We start from the raw sequence: 25,755 nt of genomic DNA on the forward strand, positions 1-25,755 counted from the left end.
GGGAGGCGGGTGAACTTCTTGTTTCTTCGGATAATATGGTTACCGGTTACTGGAAAAAGGAAGAAGAAACCAAAGAATGCTTCATTGAATTAGATGGCAGACTCTGGTACAGGACGAGAGACATAGTGAGGATCGATTCTTCCGGTTGGCTCTACTACCTTGATCGATCTGCTGACACGATAAAACACAAAGGATACAGGGTTTCGGCATCAGAAATAGAGGCCACTCTTCAGGACCATCCTTCTGTTACTGCAGCTTGTGTGGTTGGAATACCTGACGAAAAGGTTGGAGAGAGAATAAAGGCCTTTGTGGTTCTCAAAGAGGACTCAAGAGGAATTAGCGCTTACGAACTTATAAGATGGTGCAGGGAACGCCTCGCCCCTTATAAGGTACCCCAATACATAGAATTTCGGGACATGCTACCTAAGTCCAAAGTTGGAAAGATGCTGCGAAGGGAGTTAAGGGAAGAGGAGAGAAAGAAAAGGGAGATATAGGCGGAGGGGTACCAAATCCTACTATTCCTTATCTAACCTCTTAAAAACTCCAATCGGTTGGTAACCAAGGGAAAGACGTTTAGGTCTTCTATCCTTTTATAACTTGACTTCCATAGAGTTTGTTGAATTAAATATGGAGGTGGAAAAAAAAGGATCCAACTTAATTACGTACTCTGAGAAGCTGTCCAATGTAACGTACGATGAAACCCATCCTTACAAGCCCCACAGGGCAAAAGTCTTTCTTGAGCTTCTAAGAAGGTATAGCTTAGTGGATGACCGATTCGACACCATAGTGGAACCTGAAAAGATTGATGAAAGCTTACTCCTTCTTTTTCACGAAAAGGAATATGTGGAGACTTTGAAAAGGGCGGAGCATGAATTCGATTTTGAGGCTTATAAAAGAGGCATTGGAACGGAAGATAATCCGGTATTTAGTGGCATGTTTGAATTCGCACTTTCTTGTGTGGCCTGTACATTTACGGCATTCCGAAAGGTCATCGAAGATGGGATAGATTTTGCTTTTAACCCTCTGGGCGGATACCATCATGCCGAAAGAGGGTATGCCATGGGCTTTTGCTATTTGAACGATGTTGCAGTGGTTGGAAAGTATTTTTTGGGGATGAAAAAGAGATTCGTAATCCTTGACATCGATGCCCATCACGGAAATGGAATCCAAGACGCCTTTTATGCGGATAGAGATGTACTTACCATTTCGATCCACGAATCAGGAGCGACTTTATTTCCCGGTACGGGTTCTGAAAATGAACTAGGTGAGGGTGAAGGCTACGGATATAACGTAAATATTCCCCTTATAGCCGGCTCTGGCGACGAAGTTTATCTATACGCTTTCGAATCCGTTGTCCGTCCCCTAATTAAGAGTTTTTCGCCTGATTTCCTTGTCGTCCTCATAGGAACGGATTTGCACAAAGACGATCCCATGTCCCACCTCAATGTCACTGCACGGGGTTTCAAAAAGACGATTGAGATAGTTCGGGAGCTCTCGGATAGAATTGTCGCTTTGGGCGCAGGAGGTTATAGCGTAAGTAAATCCCCTGCACTTTGGACAATAGCTTACTCTGTCTTTACAAAAAGGAAAATCCTTGATCAATATGCGGGATTGGTGGGAGGGATGATGTACGGGCCGGAGGTCGATCTTTTTTACTTCCTCAATGAAGAGTTCGAAGATAATCCAAAGATTAAGGCCCTCAGCATGAAAAAGGCAGAAGAGGTCGTAAGTTTCATAAAAAAGAATGTCTTTCCCATATTCGGCATCAGTTAAGGCCTTATCAGACTGTCCTCTGATTCGACTCACAGGAAAAAAGATTAAAAGGGGAGGGAAGCATGGGGATTCTTCTTTTTATTCTTTCAATTCTTCTCTTTACGGCTGATCTCTTACACGCGAAAAACACAACGAAGAATCCAAGCGGAATATGCGTAGAATGCCATGAACTTGTAACTCCAGGAATAGTTAATGACTGGAAGTCCTCCAAACATTACAAAGTAGGCTCTGTGGGATGTATCGACTGCCATTCTGGAAACGAAAGGCCAGATACATTCTCCCACAACGGTTTTAGGATCCACATGATCCCAACCCCGAAAGACTGTAGAAAATGCCACACTCAAGAAGTCGACGAATACGAAAATAACATCATGTCTTACGCATACAAGAATCTTATGTTCAACAATCTTTTCTCTGCCTTTAAAAAGAGTGTGAATCATTACGAAGGACGACCCCTCACAGAGGAAGATTCGTGCCTTTCCTGTCATGGAACCAAACTTGAGGTAAAAGGGCAGAAAGAAAGAGAAACCCTTTTTGGCATTATGGAATTTGTCCAAATAGAGGGTTGGCCTAATACCGGTGTGGGCCGGTTAAATCCTGACGGCTCAAAGGGATCATGCGCTGCCTGCCATGCAAGACATAGTTTTTCTTTGGGGGTGGCGAGAAAACCTGAAGCCTGCTCCAGGTGCCACAAAGGTCCGGACGTACCCGCTTACAAAATATACACCGTGAGTAAACACGGGATTTTATATTCTTCCAAAAAAAGCGATTGGAATTTTGATTCAAAAGAGTGGGTAGCCGGGAAAGACTATACTGTGCCAACCTGTGCCACTTGCCATATGAGTGAGGTAAAAAAGATGGGTGAGATTGTGGCAAAAAGGACCCACATGGTATCCGACAGATTAAGCCATCGTCTTTTTGGGATTCCTTACGCAACGGCTTACCCCAAATCTCCAGAAACTTACAAGGTAAGAAACAGGGCAGGCCTTCCGCTCCTTTGTGAACTTACAGGTGAGCCGGTTACAGGTTATCTTATAAGCAGAGAAGAACAGATTAAAAGAAGAAACAGAATGAAATCCATATGCTCGGTATGCCACGCAACCCCTTTTATTGAGAGGCACTTTTCGAGGTTGGACGAGGCTATTTACACAACTAATGAGATCACGAAAAAGTCTACAGATCTTCTCCTATCTTCTTGGAAAAAGAAAAAGGCAAAAACAAAAGACGGTATTTTTAACGAATTTCTAGAGAGACTCTGGGTTGAGAACTGGCTCTTTTACGGAAATTCTGTAAGACTTGCGTCGGCTATGGGCGGAGCCGACTACGGAGTATTCGAAGGAGGAAGATGGGGGCTCACAAAGAATCTCGAGGCGATAAGAGAGTGGAAAAGAATACTATTTTCCTTGACCGTCCGGAAAAAAACTGATAAGTAAAGAGACGTCAATTCGGTTTTGCTTTCAAGGGAAGAGGGGTGAAAGTCCCCCGCTGTCCCGCAACTGTGATGGGTGTACGGCCTTTACACAAAGGCCACTGTATGGGGTAACACCCATATGGGAAGGCGTAAAGGCTAAGTCCCTAAGCCAGGAAACCTTGGGCAAAACCGCAAATTGACACTCATCCTTACGAGGATAAGGAGGTGTCACAATGGTCTATCTCATTTTCATCGTTTTTTTCCTTATGGTTTCTTCAAACTTTGCTGCCTCCCAGGAGATTGAAGAGCTTGAGCCTATTGTCGTGAGTGCTGAAAGGGTGAAAGTTTTGACAACAGAACCTTATGGTTCGGTAAGCATCCTAACGAGGGAAGAGATTGAATCTAGACATTTCGGTTACGCAAAAGACGCGCTAAGCACTATTCCCGGGCTCAGTTTGACTCGATCGGGTGGACGAGGAGCCTTAACGACACTTTTTTTGAGAGGCATGAATAGCGAACATACTTTAGTACTCATCGATGGGATGGAGGTGAATGACCCAACATCAGCAAGCAGAACGTTCGACTTTGGCCATTTTTTTCTTGAAAATGTGGAAAGGATAGAGGTTTTAAAGGGGGCTCAGAGTCTCTCATACGGATCTGATGCTATAGCGGGCGTTGTGAACATCGTAACGAGGACTGGGAAAGGCAAACCTGCTTTTTCACTCACGTCGACTGTAGAAAGCCATTCAACATTTAGAGAATCCGCCTCTTTTTCCGGAGGAAAAGACATCCTCAGCTATTTCTTTTCCGTTGTCCGCGAGGACTCAAAAGGCATATCTTCGGCTGACAAAAGACTCGGTAATAGAGAGCGGGACGGTTACAAAAACTCAACGCTGTTTTCGAAAGTTCAGATACGACCCAAAGAAAACCTTAATATTGAGTTTCTTCTAAACCATGTAAATTCCCACAAAGAACTGGACATCAGACCAGGGCCACAAGGGGATGACCCAAATTACGACTCTACGGTCAAAAATTTACTACTAAAAGGAGGCTTGGATTTTAAGCTACCGGGCGGTAGATGGATTCAAAGATTATTCTATGGAATCAACGATGTTTATAGGAGGTACGAAAACGATCCCGACCCCAAAAGAAGATCTTGGTCCAGGTATACCTATGACGGAGCCTTAGAAAAAATAGATTGGCAAAATAATGTCCAGATCAGTCTAGATAACGAAATCGTTTTTGGCCTGGAATACGAAAGGGAACGTGCTAAGTTCAATTCTGTACATTCTTGGGGAAAAGAAGGGATGCCCAAGAAGGGCACGCATACGATTTCTGTGTACTTGCAGGACAAATTCGAGCTTGGAGGCGGTATCCAGGGAATAGCAGGAATCAGGTTAGATGACCACTCAAGATTCGGAACGGAGACAACATTTAGAATAGCACCGAGTCTTATGCTTGCAAAAACGAGAACGAGGCTTAAGGCTTCGTACTCTACGGGATTTAAAGCACCTACCGTTTATCAACTTTTTGCACCCGCTGACCCGATTTACGGTCCAATAGGAAACAGGGAACTTAAGCCGGAAAGAAGCAGATCGTACGAGGTCGGGTTAGAACAACATTTCTTCAAAGATACCGTTTTACTAACGGCAACATACTTTGAGAATTACGTGAAAGACATGATCATATTCGATTACAATCCGGTAACATGGATGTACTACGGGTACAAAAACATAGGAAAAGCAGAAACAAGCGGATTCGAATTTACTTTAGTTGCAAAACCTACGCAGTCTTTAGGCTTTACTTTCGGATATACTTTCTGTAACGCCCGCGACAAAGATACGGATGAACCCTTACCAAGAAGGCCAAAGCACAAATTTGATGCGAATGTAAATTACCGCTATCTTGAGAAAGCTACTTTCGGGTTAGAGTGCCAGTACGTGGGTGAAAGGTACAATAACAGAGGTAGAGGTAGGAAGATGGGTGGATACACCATTTTTGGAGGTTCACTCGATTATAGGATGCACAAGAACTTCTCCCTCTTTGGTAGAATCGACAACATCTTCGATAAACACTACTACGAGGTATGGGGATACGGGACTGAAGGCCGCGTTTTTAAAGGAGGAATAAGGTTAACCTTTTAGTTGCTTACATTTTTGACATCGTTTTTGGGGATCCGAGATGGATCCCCCATCCGGTAAAGGCCATGGGGAAGGTCATATCCTTTTTGGACAAAAGGATGAACGTACAAGGAAAGAAGACGCATCTTTACATAAAGGGCGGACTTATGGCCATTTTTGTCATCCTACTTTTTGGGACGTCTACAGCTACTGTTCTTTACTTGGCCCAAAGGTTGGATAAATATGTTGGAACCGTCTTGGATATAATCATTTCTTATTTTGTTTTATCCACAAGGGACCTTTACGACCATGGAATTGAAATATACAGAAGACTCAAAGCCAACGATCTAGTTGGTGCAAAAAAGGCCCTCTCTATGATAGTTGGAAGGGATGTGGAACATATGGACGAGAAAGATATCGTAAAGTCGGCAGTTGAAAGTATCGCTGAGAATACGAATGATGGAGTAGTTGCGCCGCTTTTTTATTTGATTTTGGGTGGTCCAGTCCTTGCAATGGTCTACAAGGCTATAAATACGCTCGACTCAATGGTTGGATATAAAGACGAAAGATACGAGCATTTCGGTTTTTTTTCAGCAAAACTGGATGATATCTTCGGGTATATCCCTGCAAGGCTTTCGGCGATATTTATTTCCATCTCTTCGCTTATCTACTATAGGTCCTTTAAAGCTTTTCATTTGTCAGTCAAAACTTTTATTAAACAGGGCTCTTACCATCCTTCCCCCAATAGCGGTTATCCTGAAGCGGCAATGGCTGGAGCTTTGGGAATGAGGATCTCTGGTCCCCAGTATTACGGAGGTAAGCTTTCAATTAAACCTTACATTGGAGAAGAAAGGCGTAAGACAAAGCCCGAATTGATAAGAGAGGCTTTGCATATAATGCTTCTCTCCTCAATCTTAACATTAATAAGTGGGGTTCTTCTCCGTGGAATTTGATCATGGAGGATATATAAAAGGCTACGAAAACGTTATAGATTTTTCATCCAATGTAAATCCCCTTCCAATCCCTAAGAGGGTTGAAAGGCTTCTCAAAAAGAGCATAGAGCGTATGCGATACTATCCCGATCCTTTCTGTGAGGAGCTCAAAGAAGCGGTCTGTCGTGAGCTAAATTTACCGGCTGATATGGTTTTATTCGGAAACGGTTCTACAGAGATCATATACCTCATCACACGGGTTTTTAAACCCAAAAAAGTTCTTATCTTCGAGCCTACTTTTTCGGAGTACAAAAAGGCGAGTCTCTTAGAAGGGGCTTCGGTTAGCAAGCTCTACCTCAACTCGAGATTCGAGTTAGAAACGACCTCCCATGAAGAAGTAGACATGCTTTTCCTTTGCCATCCGAATAACCCAACCGGAAACTTTGTGATAGAGAGAAACGAGATGATTTTCGATTTTAAGGCCGGATATTACGTTGTGGATGAGGCTTTCATCGATTTTGTGGATGAAAAAGAGAAATATTCGTTCCTATCCTTTCTTAATGGTAGAGAAAGACTCATAATCCTTCGCACCTTCACAAAATTTTTCCCACTGGCAGGCCTAAGAATCGGATACGTCCTTTCGAAGAGTGATACAATCGAAAGACTTAAAAGATTCCAACCTCCTTGGACGGTCAATGCGTTCGCAATGATTGCACTTAAGGCCTTCCTTTTAGAGAGAGAGTTCCAAGAAAAAACGCTTAAGGTATTAAAAAGTGAAAGGCTTTACCTTGCAAGAAAGCTAAAAGAACTTGGGTTTGAGGTTTACCCTTCTTTGACCAATTTTCTTCTTATTAGGCTAAAAGATGGGCAGTCGTCGACTTTGGTTAAGGAAGAACTCCTAAAAAAGGGTATTCTAGTTAGGGATTGTTCGAATTTCGAAGGTCTGGGAGATCGATTTATAAGGGTTTGCGTAAAGACTAGAAGCGAGAATCGAAAACTCATCCAAGCTTTGTCTTCGCTATGAAAAAAAGAATAAGAGCGCTCATCGAAGAGTCTGTTGCAAAAAATTTGGCCGATGCCCTTTTACTCTCGGGAGGTCTAGACACTTCAATCCTTGCTTTGGTGCTAAAAAGGCTAAATGTAGAGTGCCATTCAGTCTCAGTCTCTCTCGAGGGAAAAGGGGAGGACATAGAGTATCTTATGAAGCTTAAAGAGTTCCTCCACATCGATCCCTTAGTCGTATTTGTTACGGTCGAAGAGGCTATCTCTGCCATACCAGAAGTAATAAGAATACTCAAAAGTTTTGATCCTGCGATTCCAAATGATCTCGTTCTTTACTTTGGGATGAAGAAACTAAAAGAGGAAGGAATGATGTCAGTTATGACAGGAGATGGGGCTGATGAGATTTTCGCTGGCTATAGTTATATGGCAAAAATCGATGATCTCAATTCTTACATTCTCAAAATGCTAAAAGGAATCCGTTTCAATTCGGACCCGATAGGTCAACATTTCGGAATTGAAGTAAAAAAGCCATACTTATCTCAAGAGATAAAGTCTTTTGCTGGAAAGATACCGAGATCGCTAAGAATCAGGGATGGTTGGGGAAAATGGATCCTCCGAAAGGCCTACGAGGAGTTTCTCCCAAAAGATTTAGTCTACCAGTCTAAAAGGCCGCTTGAAGTAGGTTCTGGTATGAGCTACGTGAGGGACTTTCTTTCAAGCAAAATTTCGGATGAAGAGTTTTATGAGAAAGAGAAGCTTTACGGAATGAAGTTTTACGGTAAAGATCACCTTTACTACTTCGAGATCTACAAAGAGGTATGTGGAATTATTCCTCCGCCTAATGAGGATGAGATTTCGTGTCCCAACTGTGGTGGAGGAAAAAGATCGAGCCACTGTCGCATATGCGGGTATAGCGAAAGAATAATATGAGAGCCTTCTCTTCTTGGAGTGGGGGAAAAGATAGTTCGCTGGCCCTTTACCTTGCAAAAAAGTCGGGGATCGAATGTCTCTACCTCCTCAACATGATCGGAGAGGACGAAGAGTTTACAAGATCCCATGGTCTTCCAAAGGATTACATTAGGATGCAGGCATCCGCTATTGGAATCGAACTTTTGCAGGTTAGCACTTCTTGGGAAGAGTACGAAAAGAAGTACAAATGGGCTCTAAAGAAACTTAAAAATCAAGGGATCGAAGCTGGCGTATTCGGAGATATTGATCTTGAAGAACACAAAGAATGGGTAGAAAGGGTGTGCAAAGAGGTAGATATCGTACCTTTTCTTCCACTTTGGAAAATGGAGAGAAAGAAGGTGATAGAAACCTTTATCGCGGAAGGGTTCAGAGCGATTCTCTGCGCAACTAAAATAGAGGAGCTTGTCCCTTACTTGGGGAGGGAGATAGATGAGAGTTTTCTTAGGGAGATCGAGGAAAAATCGGTTGATCCCTGTGGTGAAGGTGGTGAATTTCACACATTCGTCTATGACGGACCGATCTTTAGGCGACCAATTAGGATCAAAAAGAACGATGTAGTTTTAAGGAGAGGATCTTACGTTTTGAGATTCGATGCGGTGCTTAGTTGATTTAAAAAGAATAGTACCAATTTTTTTTCTTCTTTCGATTACCTTTAGCTTTGCCAACGCAAAGATAGAACCGAGGATCGTTTCCCTTTCGCCGCCAGTTACCGAAGAGCTCTTCCTTCTGGGTATGGGGGAAAATGTGATTGCGAACACGATTTACTGCCAAAGGCCAAAGGAGGCCAAGTATAAAGAAAAGGTCGGCACAGTTGTGAACGTGAACTTGGAAAGAATAATAAGACTTAGGCCAGATTTCGTTTTCGTCTCCCCACTTACCGACAAAAAGGCCGTAGAGAAAATGAAAAGATTTGGGATAAATGTCTGGCAATTTCCTCATCCCAGAGACTTCGAGGAGATACGTCGAAGATTTACTGATCTTTCCCGGATTGTGGGGAAGGAAGAGGCTGGATGGAAGATCGTGACTAAATTCGAAAATGAATACAAAAAGCTTAAAAACACCATTCCAGAAGGACATATAAGGCCTAAAGTCTTTGTTCAGCTCGGATCGAATCCTCTTTTTACCGCCAATAAAGATTCTATTCTTGATAGCTTTATCTCTGACGCGGGAGGAGAAAACATAGCAAAAAATAGCCCAACAGGTTTTTTTTCGCTAGAGGAACTGATCCTTAAAGACCCGGATTACATCCTTATTGTGGGTATGGGGATGAGGGGTCAAAAGGAAATGGAGAGATTCCTAAAGATGAGACAGCTTAGAGCATCAAGGGAAAAAAAGATATTCGTCTTGGACTCCCAAAGGTTCTGCAGTCCGACTCTGGAGACTTATGTGGAAGGGGTAAAAGAATTAAGGGAGATCTTCCTTGAAAGGGGAAGGCCATGAGGGAGACTAAAAAGATAAAAAAAGGATACGTCCAGCTTTATACAGGCAATGGAAAGGGAAAAACGACAGCAGCTTTAGGATTGGCACTTAGGGCTTGCGGTCACGGGATAAGAACGTATATAGGGCAGTTTATGAAGGCTTTAAGCTATGGAGAAAGTAAAGCAATAAGGCTTTTAAAACCCTACATCGAGATAGAAAAATATGGAAAAAAGGGTTTTGTGCACGTAAAGGGAGCTCCCGACGAAAAAGACATAGAGCTTGCAAAGAAAGGGCTCGAAAAAGCAAAAAAAGCTCTATTTTCCGGTAGGTACGGGATTGTGATCTTAGATGAGGTCATAACAGCTATCCACTTCGGCCTTATTTCAAAGGAGGAGATACTCGATCTTATAAAAAGGAAGCCGGAAGGTGTCGAACTTGTGCTTACAGGAAGGTACGCACCAGAAGATATTGTGTGTGCTTCAGACTTGGTTACAGAGATGAAAGAGGTAAAGCACTACTATTCTAAAGGGGTTTTGGCTCGAAGGGGAATAGAGTATTGAAAGATAAGAAGAAAAAATGGCTAATATCGATTATTGCTTCAGTTCTTGTCCTTATTGGCTCTTCGTTTGTCTCCCTCATTATAGGACCTGCGGGAATGATAATCCTTCCCTCTGGAAATAGCGAAGAGACTATCTTTTTTGACATACGGCTACCAAGAGTCGTCTTAGGGTTTGGCGCAGGAGGCAGCCTTTCCCTTTCTGGACTCCTCCTCCAAGGCATATTCAAAAACCCTCTCATGGAGCCATATACCCTTGGGATCTCGGGAGGGGCTGCATTCTTTGTTGCACTGGGAATAATGCTCGGTTTGGAAGAAATGATTGGGATTACGAGCCTTCCTTTTTTCGGATTTTTAGGTTCGCTTTTCGTCCTTTTTGTGATCTACATCATTGCCTCCAAGAGGTTCTTCAATAAGGAAGAGGTTTTGCTTTCTGGGGTTATGATAAGCTTTATCTCTGCCTCGCTTATTATGCTTTTTTTTGCTCTTGCCAAGTCTGAAGAGATCCACCGCATAATCTTCTGGATGATGGGAACGCTTCAAGAGGAAAGGAAAGAGTTGGTCTTTCTGCTCCCGATTGTTGCGCTTTCGTTCCTTTTTTTGTCCTACCTTTTCTCCGTTGATCTAAATGCCCTTCAACTTGGAGAAGAAGAGGCTTCCCGTCTTGGGGTTAATGTTTTGAGAACGAAAAGGACGATTCTTTTAATATCGTCGGTACTTACGGGAATGACCGTATCTATAACCGGTATAATAGGGTTTGTCGGTTTGGTCGTACCCCATATTATGAGGAAGCTTTTCGGACCAGATTATAGGCTCTTATTCTTTTCATCGTTTTTCTTTGGAGGAGCCTTCCTTAATCTCTGCGACGTTCTCTCAAGGACGATTATAAAACCGAGTGAGCTTCCAGTTGGTGTCATAACTGGAATCGTCGGGGGGAGTCTTTTCCTCTATCTTATCGTGAGGAAGAAATGATGGAAGTTCTACTTAAGGTAGATGGAATCTACTGTGGGTACAATGAAAAACTCGTCCTTAAAGGAGTGAGTTTGGAGGTAAAGGAAGGAGAAATTGTCGGAGTAATAGGACCTAACGGGTCTGGAAAGACAACATTTTTTCGGCTCTTGACGAAAATCATTACGCCGAAAAAAGGTAGCGTTTATTTTGAGGGGAAAGACATACTGACTATTCCTCAAAAAGAGCTCGCAAAAAAGATAGCCATGGTCTCTCAGGGCCTACCGCAAGATTTTAGTATGTCTGTTTTCGATTTTGTCCTTTTGGGGAGGATTCCATACCGGAAAGGTTTTAAGTTTTTTGAAGAGGAAGTTGACTTAAAAATTGCCAATGAATCTTTGGAACTTTTGGGCCTTTCTAATTTGAAAGACGAACCCATCTCAAAGATAAGCGGAGGCGAAAGGCAACTTGCAAATATCGCAAGAGCTTTAACTCAAGATCCAAAAGTCCTTTTACTGGATGAGCCAACCGCCCATCTAGACATTGCACATCAAATAAGGGTACTGACACTCCTCAAAAAGCTAAATGAAAAAAAGAAGATCACAGAGATAGTTGTTTTTCACGATCTAAATTTAGCGAGCGAATTCTGCGAGAGGTTGATCCTTTTCTCGGATGGAAGGATCGTTAGAGACGGCCCTCCCTCTTTTGTGCTTACACCCAAAAACCTTGAAGACGTTTATAAGACATCGGTGATTGTGGAGGAAAGCCCCGTCTCTTCGAAGCCTTACGTTTTTCCAGTCTTTTGGGAGATGGAAGAATGAAAAAGATCTTGTTTGTGATTGGCGGGGAAAAAAGTGGAAAGAGCTCCTTTGCACTAATGGAAGGTCAAAAGTTCCAGGGCAAAAAGGCATACCTTGCAACAGCAATAGGATTGGATGATGAGATGAAAGAAAGGATAGAAAGACACAAAATGGAAAGAGGTCCGCTTTGGACCACATTCGAGGAACCTCTCAAAATCGTCGACCTAATAATGGGCATAAAAACGGAGTTCGATTTAGTTTTAATAGACTGTCTAACGATCTGGGTTTCTAATCTTTTTTATTACGGTATCGATGTAGAGAGGGAATGTGAAAGGATAGTTAAGCTTTTCAGTGAAAGACCAACAAATCTCATAGTCGTTTCTAATGAAGTGGGGCTCGGTATTGTGCCGGATAATCCCCTCGCAAGAAAGTTTAGAACCCAACTTGGAGTTCTAAACCAGAATGTTGCCAAGATTTCAGACAGGGTTATCTTTATGGTTTCTGGCATACCCTGTGAGATAAAAAGACTTCAATAAGGAGGTTGGCATGAGATTTGAAATCCCGAAACTCAACGAAGAACTTTTTCTCTTTGCGGAAGAAAGACACTCAAATCTCACAAAACCTAAGGGTTCTTTGGGAAGACTTGAGGATTTTGCAAAGCGGATCGTTGCCCAAAAAAACGATCCTTTTCCGGAGATAAAAAAGAAGGCGGTCTTTGTCTTTGCCGGTGACCACGGTGTAACCGAAGAGGGAGTATCTGCCTACCCGAAAGAAGTCACCTACCAAATGGTTTATAACTTCTTGAGGGGAGGTGCGGCAATCAACGTTTTGAGTAGATTTGCTGGGTTTGACTGCATAGTTGTGGATGTGGGAGTCGACTACGAGTTCGAAAAACATGAAGGTTTGATAGTAAGAAAGGTTATGAGGGGCACGAAAAACTTCGTAAGAGGACCTGCCATGACGAAAGAACAGGCGGAAACCTGTATTGAAATAGGAAGAGAACTGGCCCACCGATGTGCAGAAGATGGCTACGATCTTTTGGTTCCAGGGGACATGGGGATAGGAAATACGACAGCATCCTCAGCAGTGATAGCTGTACTTACTGGAAGACCCGTAGGAGAGGTTGTGGGAAGGGGAACAGGCATAGACGATGAAGGTCTAAAAAGGAAGATAAATGCCATCGAGAGGGGACTGGAAATCAATAGGCCATATGCTAATGACCCGATAGATGTGCTCTCAAAAGTTGGGGGCACCGAAATAGGAGCCATTGCGGGATTTATTCTCGGGGCTGCAGAAAAGAGAATAACTATTGTTCTCGATGGTCTCATATCATGCGCCGGAGCGCTAATCGCCTACAAAATTGAGCCAAAAGTAAAAGACTTCCTTTTTGCCGGGCACAGATCGGAAGAAAAGGGACAGTGGGCTTGTCTTTCAGAGCTTGGAATTGAACCGATCCTCGATCTAGGAATGAGACTCGGTGAGGGAACAGGTGGTGTTCTTGCATCCCTTTTGATTGAAGCTTCTTTAAAGATCTACCGGGAAATGGCTACGTTTGATGAGGCTTCAGTCTCGAAGAAGTTAGAATGAAACTGAAAAGAGCCATACTCGTTCCCTTTTCGCTTTTGACAGTCCTTCCAGTTTTAAGGACCGAAAAGGTAAGCCTGCATGAGCTTAGAGAGTCTTGCCGATTTTTTCCTTTAGTTGGTCTTTTTTTGGGAGGGGTATCGTCTGCTGGGCTATACTTCGCATCTACGATCTTCTCAAAAGAGGTGTGTGCCCTAGTATACCTCTCCCTTTTAATCATTTTGACAGGAGGCTTCCATTTGGACGGACTTTCAGACACATTCGACGGATTTTCCATAAAATCGAGTGGAGATAAAAAATTAGACATTGAACGTAGGCTTAAGGTAATGTCATCTGGAACCCAGGGTCCTTGTGGGTCTCTGTCTGTGATCCTCGTTATACTTTATAAGCTTTTTCTTGTAAGGGATATCCTCTCCTTTGAAGAGCATTTGAAGATTTTTGTGCTTCTTCCTGTTTTTTCCAGAACCTGTCTCGTATACTCCATATACAGTGGGAGGAAGGCGAAAACGGAAGGTCTGGGAAGCTTACTTGTGGGGGAAATAGGATTACGAGATTTCATTTTATCCATCATTTTAAATTTTTTCATCTCGATCCTTGTTGTTTTTCATCTAAAAATGAGTTTACTTTTGGGGGCCGTCTTTCTCATTCTCCTTGCATTTACGCGGTTTATCCAGAAGATCTTCGAAAGAAGATTTGGGGGTCTTACAGGAGACACACTCGGTGCGATAAACGAAATTACTGAAGTCTTATTTCTCCTCCTAGTCTCAGTGATTCTTAGATAATGAGAGCTAGCCCTTATAAAGCGTTTTATTTTGACTTTTTAAATCCTCAGTGGCTTTCTTTACCCTTTCTGCCATTGAAAGCTCTGCAAGCGCCATGTATGTACGAGGATCGTATGCTTTCTTTTTTCCAACTTCGCCATCGACTTTTAAAACCCCATCGTAATTTTTAAAGACATGATCGGCTATCGCCCGTGTGAAAGCGTACTGCGTGTCAGTGTCTATGTTCATCTTCACTACCCCGTATTCTATGGCCTCGTGGATCTCTTCTAGAGACGAACCTGATCCACCGTGAAAAACAAAATAGAATTTGGCCTCCTTGCCGAACTCTTCTTTTAGCCTTTCTTGACAGGCTTTAAGAATTTCCGGTTTGAGCTTCACATTACCTGGTTTGTAGACCCCGTGGACATTACCGAATGCTGCAGCAAGAAGGTATTTGCCTTTGGAGATAGGATTGAGCTTTTTGGCAACCTTCAAAGTTTCCTCTGGGTTCGTGTATAACCTTGAGTCTATGCTTGCCTTTATTCCATCTTCTTCTCCTCCAACAACCCCTACTTCAATTTCCAGTACCAATTCATTTTTCTGCATCCTTTCTAGAAGTTCTAAAGAGATCTCAAGATTCTTATCCAGTGGGAGGCTACTTCCGTCAAACATGTGTCCGTTGAAAAGGTTGGGAAGACCCCTCTTTCTTCTCGATTCTGTCTCCTCTATGAGTCTATAAAGAAATTTTTCAACGTGCTCGGGTGGGCAGTGGTCCGTGTGGAGGGCTACATAGATCGGGTACCTATCGGCCACCCTGTGGACGTACTCGGCTATCACAATTGCTCCCAGGGCCATGTCGTTAAGATAAGTACCGGATATATGGGCCGCTCCACTTGTGGATACCTGGATTATTCCATCGGATTTGCTCTCAGCAAGGCCCCTTAAGACCGCATTTACTGCCTGGATGGAAGTGACGTTTATGGCAGGATAAGCGTACTTCAATTGGGAAGCCCTATCAAGCATCTCCCAAAAGATCTTCTGATCCGCAAGTGGCATCCTTTACCTCCGCTCTGAATTAGAAGGTCAAAACTTAGTCTGCATTTTTGTTTCTTTTTTGTCAAGGCCAGGTTTTTATGGTAATCACTATAGTCGTGGTAGTTTCGGGTTCGATTGTTGACATATTAGGCAAAAGGATATATAAGGGACTTCTCCGGGTAGAAAATGGAAGGATAGTCGACATAAAGGAGAAGGAAGACGTTCAAAGTGTGTACATTCTTCCAGGACTTGTGGACGCCCATATCCATATAGAAAGCTCCCTTCTTGTACCAAGCCAATATGCAAAGTTGGCCCTCTCTCACGGGGTTATTGCCGCTATATGTGATCCGCATGAGATCGGAAACGTGATGGGTAAAGAAGGGATAGAATTCATGTTAAGTGACGGAAAGAAGGTCAAATTTAAATTCTACTTCGGAGCTCCACCTTGTGTTCCTGCAACAGAATTTGAGCGATCTGGAGCAGAACTAGGTGTTTCAGAGATCGAAGAGCTTTTAGGTAGGGATGATGTAAAGTTTCTTTCCGAAGTCATGGACGTTCAAGGGGTTCTCACAAAAAGGGATGACCTTATAAGAAAGATGGAGATTGCTAAATCCTTAAAAAAACCGATCGATGGCCATGCACCTAAACTTACGGGGGATCTTCTCATAAAATACGTAAAGTCTGGTATTACAACTGACCACGAGGTGACTAATATCGACGAGGCAAAAGAAAAGATTGAGGCTGGGCTAAAGATAATCTTAAGGGACGGCTCCGCATCAAAAGATTTTCAAAACCTTTATCCTCTGATTAAAGAATACCCATCGATGTGCATGATAGGATCCGATGATAAGTCTCCAGACGATCTCAAAAAAGGATACCTTGACTTTAGTGTAAAACTGGCGCTGAGCAGAGGAATCGACATCTTCGATGTACTTTATGCAGCAATACTAAATCCTGCACTGCATTACGGGCTTGAGATAGGGCTACTTAGGATAAACGACCCCGCAGACTTTATAGTGGTAGATAACCTCAGGGACCTAAAGATTCTCAAGACTTATGTGGATGGGATTCTAGTTTACAGCGATAATTGTTTATTATTTGAAGACGTAAAGCCTGAAAAGATAAACAACTTTTTGGCGGAAAAGATAAAGGAAGAAGATATTTGGATTCCAGTAAAGGGCAAAAGAATAAGGGTGATAAAGGTCGAAGAAGGATCTATACTCACAGGGACCTCTCTGGAGACCGTAACTGAGAAAGATGGGCTTGCCGTATCAGATGTAAAAAGGGACATTTTAAAAGTTGTTCTCTTGGATAGGTACTCCAAGGAAAAAAGGGTAAGATGCGGCTTTGTGAAAGGGTTTGGACTTAAAGAAGGGGCCATGGCAACATCTGTATCCCATGATTCCCATCACATAGTAGCCGTTGGATGTGAGGACAGAGACATAGTCGAGGCGGTAAATATGGTAGTCGAGTCAAAAGGAGGAATGGCTTTCTATTCAAAAAGATTAGCGGAGTTTATCCCTTTGCCCATTGGGGGACTTATGTCAGACCTTGATTCGTTTGATGTGGCATCTAGATACGAAAATCTGAACCGGGTACTTGTCGATTGCGGCGTGTCTTTATCCCATCCTTACATGACACTTTCCTTTGTCGCCCTTCCTGTCATACCTGAACTGAGAATTACAACTCGTGGTCTCTTCGATGTGGGTCTCAAGAGGTGGGTAGATCTATTCCTATAGATTTACAAGAACCAGCGCAGACCCTGGATATCGAGATTCCTAAGATTAAGCTCTTTTGCCTTCTTTACAACCCTATCGTATTCCTCCTTCGTTATCCTTCTTGATATTTCGGGATAGTCGAAGGCCTTATACAGAGGGGTGTACTGGGCCATTATGTTCACGTAGGTGTCTTTCGGCAAATTCTGGGCTATCCATTCCATGACTTTTTCAGATCCGGCAACCCCATTTGGCATAACGAGGTGCCTTATGATGAGTCCCCTCCTTATTATTCCGTCCTTTTCGGGCTTTGCAACCCCTACCTGTCTGTGCATCTCCAATATAGCGATCTTCGTAAGTTCAGGGTAGCTCGAGGCACCCTGAGAATACTTTGATGCTTTATCACTTTCCCAATATTTGAAGTCTGGAAGGTATATATCAACGATTCCATCGAGGATCTTTAAGATCTCGAGCCTTTCCCAGCCACTTGTGTTGTAAACTATTGGGAGTCTTAAGCCCTTTTTGCATGCTATGTCCAGGGCCTTCACTATATGAGGGGAATAGTGGGTAGGGGTTACGAGGTTTATGTTGTGGCACCCAATCTTTTGCAGGGCAAGCATCATCTCTGCAAGTTCCTCAATCGTCGCCTTTGATCCTCTACCAAGATGGCTTATTTCGAAGTTTTGACAGAAAACGCACCGAAGATTGCAGTGGGTAAAGAATATGGTTCCTGAACCGCCGTATCCTACAAGGGGTCTCTCCTCTCCGAAGTGCGGATGGAAAGCGGATATGACGAGGGTTGCTCCTGGTGCTTTACAGAATCCCGACTTACCTTTGATTCTATTTACTCCACAACGTCTCGGACAGAGCTCACAACTGGACATTATTTCCCATAGCGCTTCCCCCCTTGATTTTAACTCTCCCGATAGTTGGAGCCTTAAGTAAGCAGGTTCGAAATTCTTACCTATGGTATTTTTAGAAAATGCCTGCCTTGGGTGTAAAAGATTTAACGCTTCATAAAATCCAAAGATCGCAAAGAAACACTTAGAGATTTCCTTTAAAAAGGACCTTCTTGTGAGAAGGTTCTTATCATCCTTCATGCTTTTCCCCCTTTAAAATGAATTCAATCACAAATAGACCCATACTTGCAAGTTTGAGTACCGAAAGTAGGTACGAAGTTTTTGGAATTCCAAAAAGCGGTACAAACCAGAATGGAGCTATAAGGCCGGCTATGAATCCTCCCAAAAGATCTAAAGCGTAAAGTAGACCAGCGATCTTTGTTGCGTCCTTTTTCTCGTATATCCATATGAGATTGGCGAGGGGAAATTCCAAGCCAACGCATAATCCTCCAAGAAACGAAAGAACTAAAAAGAGTGACTTAAGTAAATGTTGTGGAAATTGAGTTCTTGCGTAATCGATAATGGATGGGTAAAGAAAAGAAAAGCAAATGAGTGCCAGTTCCGCAAGAAGAAAAAGCCTCGATGCAAATTTTACCTTTATTTTTTCTCTGCTTAGTAGATAAGCACCAATTGCCGAGCCTGCCATATACGCGGAGACTAGAAGTCCCATCCACGAAAATACGTATCCAAAAACTGACTGGAATGAAAAAAGGATCAAAAGCTCTATCACCATCCCGTAAAATCCGCTCGTTAAAATCGGAACTCCGCAAAGGCCCAAAAATTTTTCTTTTCTAAATCCGAAAAGGAAAAGGTAAAGAAAGAAAAAGACAGAGATCACAAGGATAACAGTCTCAAAAGTTACTAACCTTAATTCTCTAAAGAACTTAGCCAAGCCAGGATTGTATATGGATTGAAGGTAAAGAATCGTATTGTACGTGACAACCGGATGCAAGTCAGAGTTTATGATGCTTACATTTTCGCCTATGAGCCTTTGAAACCAACCTTCCCACCCTTTATGCAGCTTTTGCTCTATGTACCAAGGGATCCTAACTTCAGTTCTTATACCTCTTTCTTCAATCCTTTTTTGACAGGTTGCCGAATCAAGCTTTAGAACTTCGTAAGAATCTGAGCATAAAAAGAGATAGGCTCCCTCCCCTGGCTTGGGCTTAACGTACCTATAAGTGGAACGGAGTGTAAAAAAGACGGTCCTTGTAAGTTGGATAAGTTCTTCGTTTACATACCTCAAGGAAAATGGAATGCCTGCCACAAAAATCCCATCCTCATTCATCCTCCCTTTAGCCAGTTCAAAAAATTCTCTTGTGAAGAACCTATTCGCTTCAAGTGTCGATGGAGTCCTTATCCCGACGATTATTACGTCGTATTTTGCACTTGTACTATTCAAGTAGAAACGGCCATCTTCGTGTCTTATTCGTACCTTTGGGTTTTTAAGCTCCTCCTCTGTAAGCTCAGTTTTATACTGCTTAAGAAGCTTTATAAGGAGCGGGTCAAGCTCTGCATATGTGATTTCGTTTACGGTCGGGTGTTTTAAGATCTCTTTTATCGGTCCACCGCCACCAATACCTATTAATAAGACCCTTTTGGGGTTTGGATGGGAAAGAAGGGGTATATGGACGGTCTCTTCAACGGCTATCATGTCAGGAAAGGGTATGAAGAGTTCCGGCACGCCATCCTGGAAAAATATGTATTGACCCTCATTCTCTACAACGCATATGTTTCCATATTTGGAATTCTCATAGTGGACTACTTTCTGGTTAGGCCACTGGTATCTTATAGAATACCAGTGTACCCTATTTGAAAAAAACGTAAAGACAAGGAAGGCGCAAATAAAAACGGCAAAGAAGGCAAAGGAAAAAGAAAAGCCTTTAATTTTCCAGATAAAAAAAAGGCACAGGATTCCGTTAAGAAAAGAGACAAAAAACACTGTCCTAAAGGAGTCGAAATAAGGAATAAAAAGGTAAGTAACGACAATGCCCCCTATTACGGTTCCTAAAGTCTCGTAAGCGTAAATGCGACCGGCAGTCGCCTCTTTGACTCCTGTATATAGGCCATAAATCTCACACGTATACGGAAATAGCACACCGTGTAAACCACTCACAAAAGATAGCAAAATAAGGGATGCAAAAAAGGAAGGAAAAAGCCCGATCATCTCTCCCACTGATATTCCGAGAAAGGGTTTAAGGGCTCTTACAAAAAAGATCGAAAGGCATAAGGCGATGCAAAAAAGCAAATTTGTAAGACAGAATCCTAAAAGCTTTTCTTGTCTTTTAATTATTCTTGGGGATAAAAGCGAACCGATTCCCTCAAGGATAAGCCAGTTGGAAAGTACTATCCCCATGTAAAGTTCATTTCCCGAAAATACTATGAGAAACTCCCTTACAAGGATTATCTCAGCAACTGTCCCGCTCACACCCATAAAAAGTGCCGAGACCCTGATGAGCCTTTCCATAGTTTGTCGGACTTAGTTAAGGTTCAATTTTTTAAAAGCTTTAGCAGCAAAGAAAGTAAGGATGATAGCAAGTAAGAATCTAGCGATGACAAGGATGGTCCCGTTTGCCCCTATAACGACGAATATCAGAGTATCCTCGATGATCGCATGGCAGACTGAAAGAAAGAGTAGAACCAAAAACGCCTCTCTTTTTGTTAGATTCGAATGTCTGATGGAATGGATTATTATACCAGCACCGTAAGTAAGGCCTATGACGATACCTGTAACTAGCGGCAAAAACCCCTCTTTTGATATGCCTAGAATGCTATACTCTTTTTTTATAAGAGGCTTCTCTTTTAGCTTCAAAAACTCATAAAGGACCGTAAGGGGAAGTACAATAAGGATAAGTGTGAAAAGAAGCTTAAGCGATGATAGTAAACCACTTAAAAAGACCCGTATCAGGTCTTCCATAAAAGGCTCAGCAGAAGTCCAGAAAAAAATCCAAGAAATATCCGCAAAAGGAGCAACGAAAGATAGTTCACTCCGGCTTTCTTTGTGACAGGAGTCTCAACAAGCAGGCTGTGGCATATTCCAAGGATAAGGGCACAGACGGTTATATCTTTACTTGAAAGATTGAGGGGTGAAAGAACCGCAATCGCAGCATAGAGGTTTATAAAAAATCCGGCAATAAGACCAAAAGCCGCTTCCCCAGGAAGATCAAAGAGTCGCATAAAAGGCTTAAAAAAATTGGCAAGAGGTGTTATAAGATCGTAGAATTTGATAAACTCGATCAATATGTAACACGGTATTATGACCTTAGCCATAATTGCCGTTACCGAAAATCCGTTCATTATTCCACGTTTTGCCGCATCGAGATAAATTTTCATCTTGAATACCCCAAGTTTATAAGGAGAAGATGGGCAAAATTGCTATACCTTCCTGAAAGATAGGGAAGGTGAGATTTCGCTTTTTTAAAAAAGGTGGCCTGGTAAGAGATGGAGGCTTTTAACCCCCTTCTTTCGTACGATGTTCCGGCTGTGAAGATGTGCCTTGTCGCGTCAGGCAGCTCTGGGCCTCTTGTCGAGAGAGGAACCGGTGTAATGTCGTACATGTAACCTATTTGGATTTCTATGCCTTTTGCCATTTTGTGGTTTAATCCTCCGCAAAAGGAGAAAGTGTTCGACCAGCCTTTATGATAGTATCTGTCGAGCAATCCATTTTCGGATCTTATTCTGTAAGTGTTCATGGAGGACCATCCTGTGTAAAGAACGTCTAGTTCAAAAGTTGTATTTCCGAATCTTTTAGCAAGGCCGGAAACGAGAAGATAAGGTAATTCCAAAGTTGTCCGACATTCAGTACTAAAAGAAGGAATGGGGGCGGGCATAAAAATCTTGCCCCTTCCCTTGTAGTCGATTCGGACAGGGCTTCTAAAAACCAAAGAAAAAAAATAGCCCTTCGGGAGTTTTAAGAGTGCTGCCATGTTGTACCCGATTCCCTCGCCCCTGCCAGAAAGTGATGATAGCCCGTCTATCCCTAAAGGGGTGGGTACCATGGTTTTGAATTTTATCGAGCTAAGAACGTAAGAGACTCCAAATGCCAAATTTGTTCGTTCATTGAGCTTTAGTCCCAGAACCGGATTTATAAAAAGAGTTTCTAGTTCAGATAGTAAAGAATAGTACCTTCCAGGAAAATCGTTCTTCCATTTAACGGAAAGCCCAAAGGGCGAAAATACACCGAGACCAAAAGAGATCTTTTTTCCCGTATGGTAGCCGTATAGGGAAAGAAGACTGTGGGTCTTAGATTTTGTCTCATAGCTTTTACCCGAGACCGAATTTTTAAAAGAAAGATCTGGCTTAATTAGGGTCATGTTTATAGAGAAGCCCTCTTTTTCTAATTCTAGAAGGTTTGCAGGGTTATAGAATACAGATGAGGCATTATCTATGGAAGATACACAGGCCATCCCCATCCCGTTGGCTTTTGCATCCTGATTGTATATTAAAAAACCGGCCGCAAACACAAAACTGGGTAGGAAAGTAAGAATAAAGGGTAACAAAACGTAACACATACTGAATGATTACACGACGTTTCTTTCCATTTCAAGAGAAAATCTCTTTGCATTCACGTACGAAAGTGTTATATATAGAAAAACACGCCGCAGAGAAAGGAGGTGACGTGCGGTATGAAGAGGCTTCTGGCTCTACTGATTGCTCTTTCGCTTTTTGTAAGTTTTTCTATGGTGGGCTGTAAGCCTAAGGAGGAGCCGAAACCAGCACCAAAAGAAGAGGTGAAACCGGCTCCTGCTCCGGCGCCTGAAAAGGCACCTGAGAAACCGGAAGCACAGCCACCTGCACCTGCAAAGAAATAGTTCTGAAATGGCCATATGCTTTTTTGGCATATGGCCGATTTTTTTAAGGGGTGAGACAGATGAAAAGGTCGCTTATAACTTTTATCGTTATATTTTCGGTATCCTTTTTTCTTGGGGGGTGTGGCTGTTTCCGACAGGCCGTTGTAGGAGAGAAAGCTCCTCCTGCACCTCCTCCTGAGATAAGGATCGCCAAACCGGAAGAAAAACCTACGATCACTTTGCCTGAGCCGACCCCACCTAAAGAGGTACCGCTTGTTGCAGTTCCGAAACCGGCTCCAACACCTTCTCAAGTTGAAAAACCTATCGCACCAGCGCCAGCCCCTACTGTCCCATCTTTGCCAGCCCCGAAGCCAACATACGTTCTTAAGGATATACACTTTGATTTTGACAAATACGACATAAGACCTCAGGATGCGGAAATCCTAAAGGATAACCTTGAATGGTTTAAGGCGAATCCGGGAAAAAGAGTGAGAATCGAAGGTCACTGTGATGAGAGGGGAACATCCGAGTATAACCTTATTTTAGGTCAGAAAAGAGCCGATGCGGCAAAGAACTATCTTGTAAATCTGGGTGTCGATGAAAAACTTTTGGAGACCGTAAGCTACGGAAAAGAAAGACCGCTCGACCCAGGACATAACGAAGAGGCATGGGCAAGGAACAGGAGAGCGCACTTCGTTGTGCTTCCTTAGGGAGCCTGGAAAAAAAGCGGGAGGAGGTAGCTCTTCCCGCTTCTATAGAAGCATAAAAGAATTACCTTTTTCGCCATCCCAAAAGGAAGAATCTGTAAGCGCTTCACTAAGGGTTGAAAACTTGTTTCCGATGAAGGTTCCTGAGTTTTATTTAAAGCTTATGGATCTTAACGACCCTGGATGCCCGATAAGAAGACAGGCCATTCCGCAAGTTGATGAACTCGATTGTTCTGGACATGTAGACCCTCTGGGAGAAAAAAATTTTTCCCTTACAAAAAGCCTCCTTAAAAAATACCCAAAGAGGGCTGTCTTTTTGGTCACGTCTGAATGTGCCATGTTTTGCCGGTTCTGTAACAGAAAGAGGTTTGTTGGGAAGGGTATAAGGTTTGAAGATTCCTGGGAAGAGTCCTTTTCTGAGATGGAGAGGCTCGAAGACTTAGAAGAGGTGATACTTTCAGGAGGGGATCCCCTTGTGGAGGACGTTGAGAGGTTAAAGTACGTTTTAGGAAGGATACAAAAGATAAAGCGGATAAAAATAGTAAGGATAAGCACAAGGGTGCCCGTTGTTGACCCAGAGACGATAAGTCGGGAACTTATCGAGCTTTTAAAAAAGTTTGCTCCGCTATGGATGATCGTGCATATAAACCATCCCAGAGAGGTAACTCAAGAGTTTAAAACTGTAGTTAGGGAGCTTGCGGGATGTGGGCTGCCTATCCTTAGCCAGACAGTCCTCCTTAGGGGAGTTAACGACTGTGCCAGGATTCTCATCGACCTTTTTCAGGAACTCGTGAGTTTAGGAGTTAAACCCTACTACCTCTTCCAGCTAGACGAAGTCATAGGAGCAAGACACTTTAAAGTGAAGATCGAGCACGGAATAAAGATCTATGAAACTCTAAAAAGACTATCATCGGGTCTTGCCATCCCAAGCTATGTGGTGGATTTAAGTGGTGGTTTAGGAAAGGTACCTGTAAAAGAAGGGATGTTAGGAAGAGAAGGAGATACCGTTTTCTTTCGCACTTTTGATGGAAATGTGGGGTCGTATTTAGATGATGCTAAAGAGAGCGATTGTATAAGATGTGGGACTTGCAAAGAGTTTTATGAAATACCAATTGAGGCAAGGAGGTCAGTATGAGAATAGTGCTACTTGGAGCCCCAGGAGCAGGCAAAGGAACCGTAGCAAGGCTCCTTATGGATTATGATGGGTCAGTCCAGATATCTACTGGTGATATCTTAAGGAACGCTGTCAAACAGGGAACTGAGCTGGGTCTTAAAGCGAAGTCGTACATGGAAAGAGGTGAACTGGTACCAGATGATCTAATCATGGGCATAATTGAAGAAAGGCTCAAATTGCCAGACTGTGAAAAAGGCTTTATCTTTGACGGCTTTCCAAGAACTATAAATCAGGCAGAAGGACTTAAAAACCTTTTAGCTAAGGCGGGTCTCAACCTTGATGCGGTGATCAATCTCGATGTTCCTAAGGAGGTGATTCTTGACCGACTAACAACTAGGAGAACATGTTCCAATCCCGAATGTCAGGAGATTTATAACGTAAAGAGCAAACCGCCATCACCCGAAGGAAAGTGTCTTAAATGTGGATGGCCTGTCGTGCAAAGGGAAGACGAAACGGAGGAGGCCATTAGCAAAAGGCTCGAAGTTTACAATGAAAAGACTCAGCCGCTGATCGAGTACTATAAAAAGGAGGGTCTTCTTTACAATATAAGTTCGTTGAGTAGCGAAGAGATAGTAAAGGAGATCATAAAAATTGTGTCTGAAAGAGTAAGCAAGGGCAAATAAACTATTGAATTTTTGATTCGTCTTCATTATATTTAAAAATTGACGCTGGTGTAGCTCAATTGGCAGAGCAAGTGATTTGTAATCACTAGGTTGGGGGTTCGACTCCCTTCACCAGCTTTTATTGGGAGAGGTTCCCGAGTGGCTAAAGGGGACAGACTGTAAATCTGTTGGCTTTACGCCTTCGGAGGTTCGAATCCTCCCCTCTCCAATGGATAAGTTTTTGTGGAATTTCAGAGGTTTTGGGTTTATAATAATTCTTGGATTTTATGCGGGAATAGCTCAGCTGGCTAGAGCATCAGCCTTCCAAGCTGAGGGTCGCGGGTTCGAATCCCGTTTCCCGCTTTGTATTAAATTTAGCCCGCGTAGCTCAGTCGGCAGAGCACTTCCTTGGTAAGGAAGTGGTCACCGGTTCAATTCCGGTCGTGGGCTTAAAAACATAGGTGAGTAAACAAAGAATACCTTAACGGAGGTCTTATATGTCCAAGAAAAAATTCGAACGGACCAAACCCCACGTGAACATAGGTACCATAGGCCACA

Annotated in this window: 26 protein-coding genes, 4 tRNA genes and 1 riboswitch; of the genes, 24 read left to right on the forward strand and 6 right to left on the reverse strand. The window is 42.9% G+C overall.

The window, feature by feature from the left end:
* The 15 genes from NZ583_08350 to cobS form a co-directional block, all read left to right on the forward strand.
* Positions 1-494: fatty acid--CoA ligase family protein (locus tag NZ583_08350; GenBank protein ID MCS7281606.1), on the forward strand; the 494-nt coding region annotated here is incomplete at its 5' end.
* Between the two features lie 139 nt (positions 495-633).
* Positions 634-1,773, forward strand: a complete 1,140-nt coding sequence (locus NZ583_08355) for a hypothetical protein (protein ID MCS7281607.1) — start codon at positions 634-636, stop codon at positions 1,771-1,773.
* Positions 1,774-1,835: 62 nt separating this feature from the next.
* Complete coding sequence (locus NZ583_08360) at positions 1,836-3,206, forward strand: cytochrome c3 family protein (GenBank protein ID MCS7281608.1); 1,371 nt, start codon at positions 1,836-1,838, stop codon at positions 3,204-3,206.
* A gap of 26 nt (positions 3,207-3,232) precedes the next feature.
* Positions 3,233-3,364: riboswitch (cobalamin riboswitch) on the forward strand.
* A 53-nt stretch (positions 3,365-3,417) separates the two neighbouring features.
* Entirely contained in the window at positions 3,418-5,328 is a 1,911-nt protein-coding gene (locus NZ583_08365) for a TonB-dependent receptor (protein ID MCS7281609.1), read from the forward strand.
* Positions 5,329-5,369: 41 nt separating this feature from the next.
* On the forward strand, positions 5,370-6,257 hold the full coding sequence (gene cbiB / locus NZ583_08370) for an adenosylcobinamide-phosphate synthase CbiB (GenBank protein MCS7281610.1): 888 nt from the start codon (positions 5,370-5,372) through the stop codon (positions 6,255-6,257).
* Positions 6,232-7,260, forward strand: a complete 1,029-nt coding sequence (gene cobD, locus NZ583_08375; protein MCS7281611.1) for a threonine-phosphate decarboxylase CobD — start codon at positions 6,232-6,234, stop codon at positions 7,258-7,260. Before cbiB ends, cobD begins: the two co-directional genes overlap by 26 nt.
* Entirely contained in the window at positions 7,257-8,168 is a 912-nt protein-coding gene (locus tag NZ583_08380) for an asparagine synthase C-terminal domain-containing protein (GenBank protein ID MCS7281612.1), read from the forward strand. Before cobD ends, NZ583_08380 begins: the two co-directional genes overlap by 4 nt.
* Positions 8,165-8,815, forward strand: a complete 651-nt coding sequence (locus NZ583_08385) for a diphthine--ammonia ligase (protein MCS7281613.1) — start codon at positions 8,165-8,167, stop codon at positions 8,813-8,815. Before NZ583_08380 ends, NZ583_08385 begins: the two co-directional genes overlap by 4 nt.
* Positions 8,799-9,647: a helical backbone metal receptor gene (locus NZ583_08390; protein MCS7281614.1), complete on the forward strand. Its 849-nt coding sequence runs from the start codon at positions 8,799-8,801 to the stop codon at positions 9,645-9,647. Before NZ583_08385 ends, NZ583_08390 begins: the two co-directional genes overlap by 17 nt.
* Entirely contained in the window at positions 9,644-10,186 is a 543-nt protein-coding gene (gene cobO, locus NZ583_08395; protein ID MCS7281615.1) for a cob(I)yrinic acid a,c-diamide adenosyltransferase, read from the forward strand. The genes NZ583_08390 and cobO overlap by 4 nt, the downstream gene beginning before the upstream one ends.
* Positions 10,183-11,154, forward strand: coding sequence for an iron ABC transporter permease (locus tag NZ583_08400; GenBank protein ID MCS7281616.1), 972 nt, complete (start codon positions 10,183-10,185; stop codon positions 11,152-11,154). Before cobO ends, NZ583_08400 begins: the two co-directional genes overlap by 4 nt.
* Entirely contained in the window at positions 11,151-11,951 is an 801-nt protein-coding gene (locus NZ583_08405; protein MCS7281617.1) for an ABC transporter ATP-binding protein, read from the forward strand. Before NZ583_08400 ends, NZ583_08405 begins: the two co-directional genes overlap by 4 nt.
* Complete coding sequence (gene cobU, locus NZ583_08410) at positions 11,948-12,466, forward strand: bifunctional adenosylcobinamide kinase/adenosylcobinamide-phosphate guanylyltransferase (protein ID MCS7281618.1); 519 nt, start codon at positions 11,948-11,950, stop codon at positions 12,464-12,466. The genes NZ583_08405 and cobU overlap by 4 nt, the downstream gene beginning before the upstream one ends.
* A 10-nt stretch (positions 12,467-12,476) precedes the next feature.
* Positions 12,477-13,517 (forward strand): nicotinate-nucleotide--dimethylbenzimidazole phosphoribosyltransferase, encoded by a 1,041-nt coding sequence (gene cobT, locus NZ583_08415; protein ID MCS7281619.1) that lies wholly within the window; start codon positions 12,477-12,479, stop codon positions 13,515-13,517.
* Positions 13,514-14,296 (forward strand): adenosylcobinamide-GDP ribazoletransferase, encoded by a 783-nt coding sequence (gene cobS, locus NZ583_08420; protein ID MCS7281620.1) that lies wholly within the window; start codon positions 13,514-13,516, stop codon positions 14,294-14,296. Before cobT ends, cobS begins: the two co-directional genes overlap by 4 nt.
* 6 nt (positions 14,297-14,302) lie before the next feature.
* On the opposite strand, the gene fbaA is transcribed toward cobS, so the two are convergent.
* Positions 14,303-15,331, reverse strand: a complete 1,029-nt coding sequence (gene fbaA, locus NZ583_08425) for a class II fructose-bisphosphate aldolase (GenBank protein MCS7281621.1) — start codon at positions 15,329-15,331, stop codon at positions 14,303-14,305.
* 77 nt (positions 15,332-15,408) lie between these two features.
* Here fbaA and ade point away from each other — a divergent pair, with 77 nt between their 5' ends.
* Positions 15,409-17,049: an adenine deaminase gene (ade, locus tag NZ583_08430; GenBank protein ID MCS7281622.1), complete on the forward strand. Its 1,641-nt coding sequence runs from the start codon at positions 15,409-15,411 to the stop codon at positions 17,047-17,049.
* Positions 17,050-17,051: 2 nt separating this feature from the next.
* On the opposite strand, the gene NZ583_08435 is transcribed toward ade, so the two are convergent.
* From NZ583_08435 to NZ583_08455, 5 genes are read right to left on the reverse strand one after another with little or no spacing between them, the layout of a single operon-like run.
* A complete protein-coding gene (locus NZ583_08435; GenBank protein ID MCS7281623.1) occupies positions 17,052-18,125 on the reverse strand; it encodes a radical SAM protein in 1,074 nt (357 codons plus the stop codon).
* Positions 18,115-20,391, reverse strand: coding sequence for a fused MFS/spermidine synthase (locus NZ583_08440; protein ID MCS7281624.1), 2,277 nt, complete (start codon positions 20,389-20,391; stop codon positions 18,115-18,117). The genes NZ583_08435 and NZ583_08440 overlap by 11 nt, the downstream gene beginning before the upstream one ends.
* Before the next feature lie 12 nt (positions 20,392-20,403).
* Positions 20,404-20,841: a nucleoside recognition protein gene (locus tag NZ583_08445; GenBank protein ID MCS7281625.1), complete on the reverse strand. Its 438-nt coding sequence runs from the start codon at positions 20,839-20,841 to the stop codon at positions 20,404-20,406.
* A complete protein-coding gene (locus tag NZ583_08450) occupies positions 20,829-21,257 on the reverse strand; it encodes a nucleoside recognition protein (protein MCS7281626.1) in 429 nt (142 codons plus the stop codon). Before NZ583_08450 ends, NZ583_08445 begins: the two co-directional genes overlap by 13 nt.
* Positions 21,254-22,435, reverse strand: coding sequence for an outer membrane protein transport protein (locus NZ583_08455; protein ID MCS7281627.1), 1,182 nt, complete (start codon positions 22,433-22,435; stop codon positions 21,254-21,256). Before NZ583_08455 ends, NZ583_08450 begins: the two co-directional genes overlap by 4 nt.
* Before the next feature lie 114 nt (positions 22,436-22,549).
* On the opposite strand from NZ583_08455, the gene NZ583_08460 reads away from it, so the two are divergent.
* The 8 genes from NZ583_08460 (at position 22,550) to NZ583_08495 (ending at position 25,647) form a co-directional block, all read left to right on the forward strand.
* Complete coding sequence (locus NZ583_08460) at positions 22,550-22,735, forward strand: hypothetical protein (GenBank protein ID MCS7281628.1); 186 nt, start codon at positions 22,550-22,552, stop codon at positions 22,733-22,735.
* A 59-nt stretch (positions 22,736-22,794) separates the two neighbouring features.
* Entirely contained in the window at positions 22,795-23,424 is a 630-nt protein-coding gene (gene pal / locus NZ583_08465; GenBank protein ID MCS7281629.1) for a peptidoglycan-associated lipoprotein Pal, read from the forward strand.
* Entirely contained in the window at positions 23,411-24,556 is a 1,146-nt protein-coding gene (locus NZ583_08470) for a KamA family radical SAM protein (GenBank protein ID MCS7281630.1), read from the forward strand. The genes pal and NZ583_08470 overlap by 14 nt, the downstream gene beginning before the upstream one ends.
* Positions 24,553-25,218: an adenylate kinase gene (locus NZ583_08475; protein ID MCS7281631.1), complete on the forward strand. Its 666-nt coding sequence runs from the start codon at positions 24,553-24,555 to the stop codon at positions 25,216-25,218. Before NZ583_08470 ends, NZ583_08475 begins: the two co-directional genes overlap by 4 nt.
* 44 nt (positions 25,219-25,262) lie before the next feature.
* Positions 25,263-25,335 (forward strand) — tRNA-Thr (locus NZ583_08480).
* Positions 25,336-25,342: 7 nt separating this feature from the next.
* Positions 25,343-25,426, forward strand: a tRNA-Tyr gene (locus NZ583_08485).
* Between the two features lie 60 nt (positions 25,427-25,486).
* Positions 25,487-25,560 (forward strand) — tRNA-Gly (locus NZ583_08490).
* 14 nt (positions 25,561-25,574) lie between these two features.
* Positions 25,575-25,647 (forward strand) — tRNA-Thr (locus NZ583_08495).
* Positions 25,648-25,755 lie beyond the last annotated feature (108 nt).

This window comes from Thermodesulfobacteriota bacterium (assembly GCA_025062045.1).
GTDB lineage: Bacteria > Desulfobacterota > Syntrophorhabdia > Syntrophorhabdales > JANXAF01 > JANXAF01.

Coding starts and splice junctions, on each gene's coding strand:
- NZ583_08360 (MCS7281608.1), top strand. CDS start 1,836: ATGGGGATTCTTCTTTTTATTCTTTCAATTCTTCTCTTTACGGCTGAT.
- NZ583_08365 (MCS7281609.1), top strand. CDS start 3,418: ATGGTCTATCTCATTTTCATCGTTTTTTTCCTTATGGTTTCTTCAAAC.
- NZ583_08380 (MCS7281612.1), top strand. CDS start 7,257: ATGAAAAAAAGAATAAGAGCGCTCATCGAAGAGTCTGTTGCAAAAAAT.
- NZ583_08385 (MCS7281613.1), top strand. CDS start 8,165: ATGAGAGCCTTCTCTTCTTGGAGTGGGGGAAAAGATAGTTCGCTGGCC.
- NZ583_08390 (MCS7281614.1), top strand. CDS start 8,799: ATGCGGTGCTTAGTTGATTTAAAAAGAATAGTACCAATTTTTTTTCTT.
- cobO (MCS7281615.1), top strand. CDS start 9,644: ATGAGGGAGACTAAAAAGATAAAAAAAGGATACGTCCAGCTTTATACA.
- NZ583_08405 (MCS7281617.1), top strand. CDS start 11,151: ATGATGGAAGTTCTACTTAAGGTAGATGGAATCTACTGTGGGTACAAT.
- cobU (MCS7281618.1), top strand. CDS start 11,948: ATGAAAAAGATCTTGTTTGTGATTGGCGGGGAAAAAAGTGGAAAGAGC.
- cobT (MCS7281619.1), top strand. CDS start 12,477: ATGAGATTTGAAATCCCGAAACTCAACGAAGAACTTTTTCTCTTTGCG.
- cobS (MCS7281620.1), top strand. CDS start 13,514: ATGAAACTGAAAAGAGCCATACTCGTTCCCTTTTCGCTTTTGACAGTC.
- fbaA (MCS7281621.1), bottom strand. CDS start 15,331: ATGCCACTTGCGGATCAGAAGATCTTTTGGGAGATGCTTGATAGGGCT.
- ade (MCS7281622.1), top strand. CDS start 15,409: ATGGTAATCACTATAGTCGTGGTAGTTTCGGGTTCGATTGTTGACATA.
- NZ583_08435 (MCS7281623.1), bottom strand. CDS start 18,125: ATGAAGGATGATAAGAACCTTCTCACAAGAAGGTCCTTTTTAAAGGAA.
- NZ583_08440 (MCS7281624.1), bottom strand. CDS start 20,391: ATGGAAAGGCTCATCAGGGTCTCGGCACTTTTTATGGGTGTGAGCGGG.
- NZ583_08445 (MCS7281625.1), bottom strand. CDS start 20,841: ATGGAAGACCTGATACGGGTCTTTTTAAGTGGTTTACTATCATCGCTT.
- NZ583_08450 (MCS7281626.1), bottom strand. CDS start 21,257: ATGAAAATTTATCTCGATGCGGCAAAACGTGGAATAATGAACGGATTT.
- NZ583_08455 (MCS7281627.1), bottom strand. CDS start 22,435: ATGTGTTACGTTTTGTTACCCTTTATTCTTACTTTCCTACCCAGTTTT.
- NZ583_08460 (MCS7281628.1), top strand. CDS start 22,550: ATGAAGAGGCTTCTGGCTCTACTGATTGCTCTTTCGCTTTTTGTAAGT.
- pal (MCS7281629.1), top strand. CDS start 22,795: ATGAAAAGGTCGCTTATAACTTTTATCGTTATATTTTCGGTATCCTTT.
- NZ583_08475 (MCS7281631.1), top strand. CDS start 24,553: ATGAGAATAGTGCTACTTGGAGCCCCAGGAGCAGGCAAAGGAACCGTA.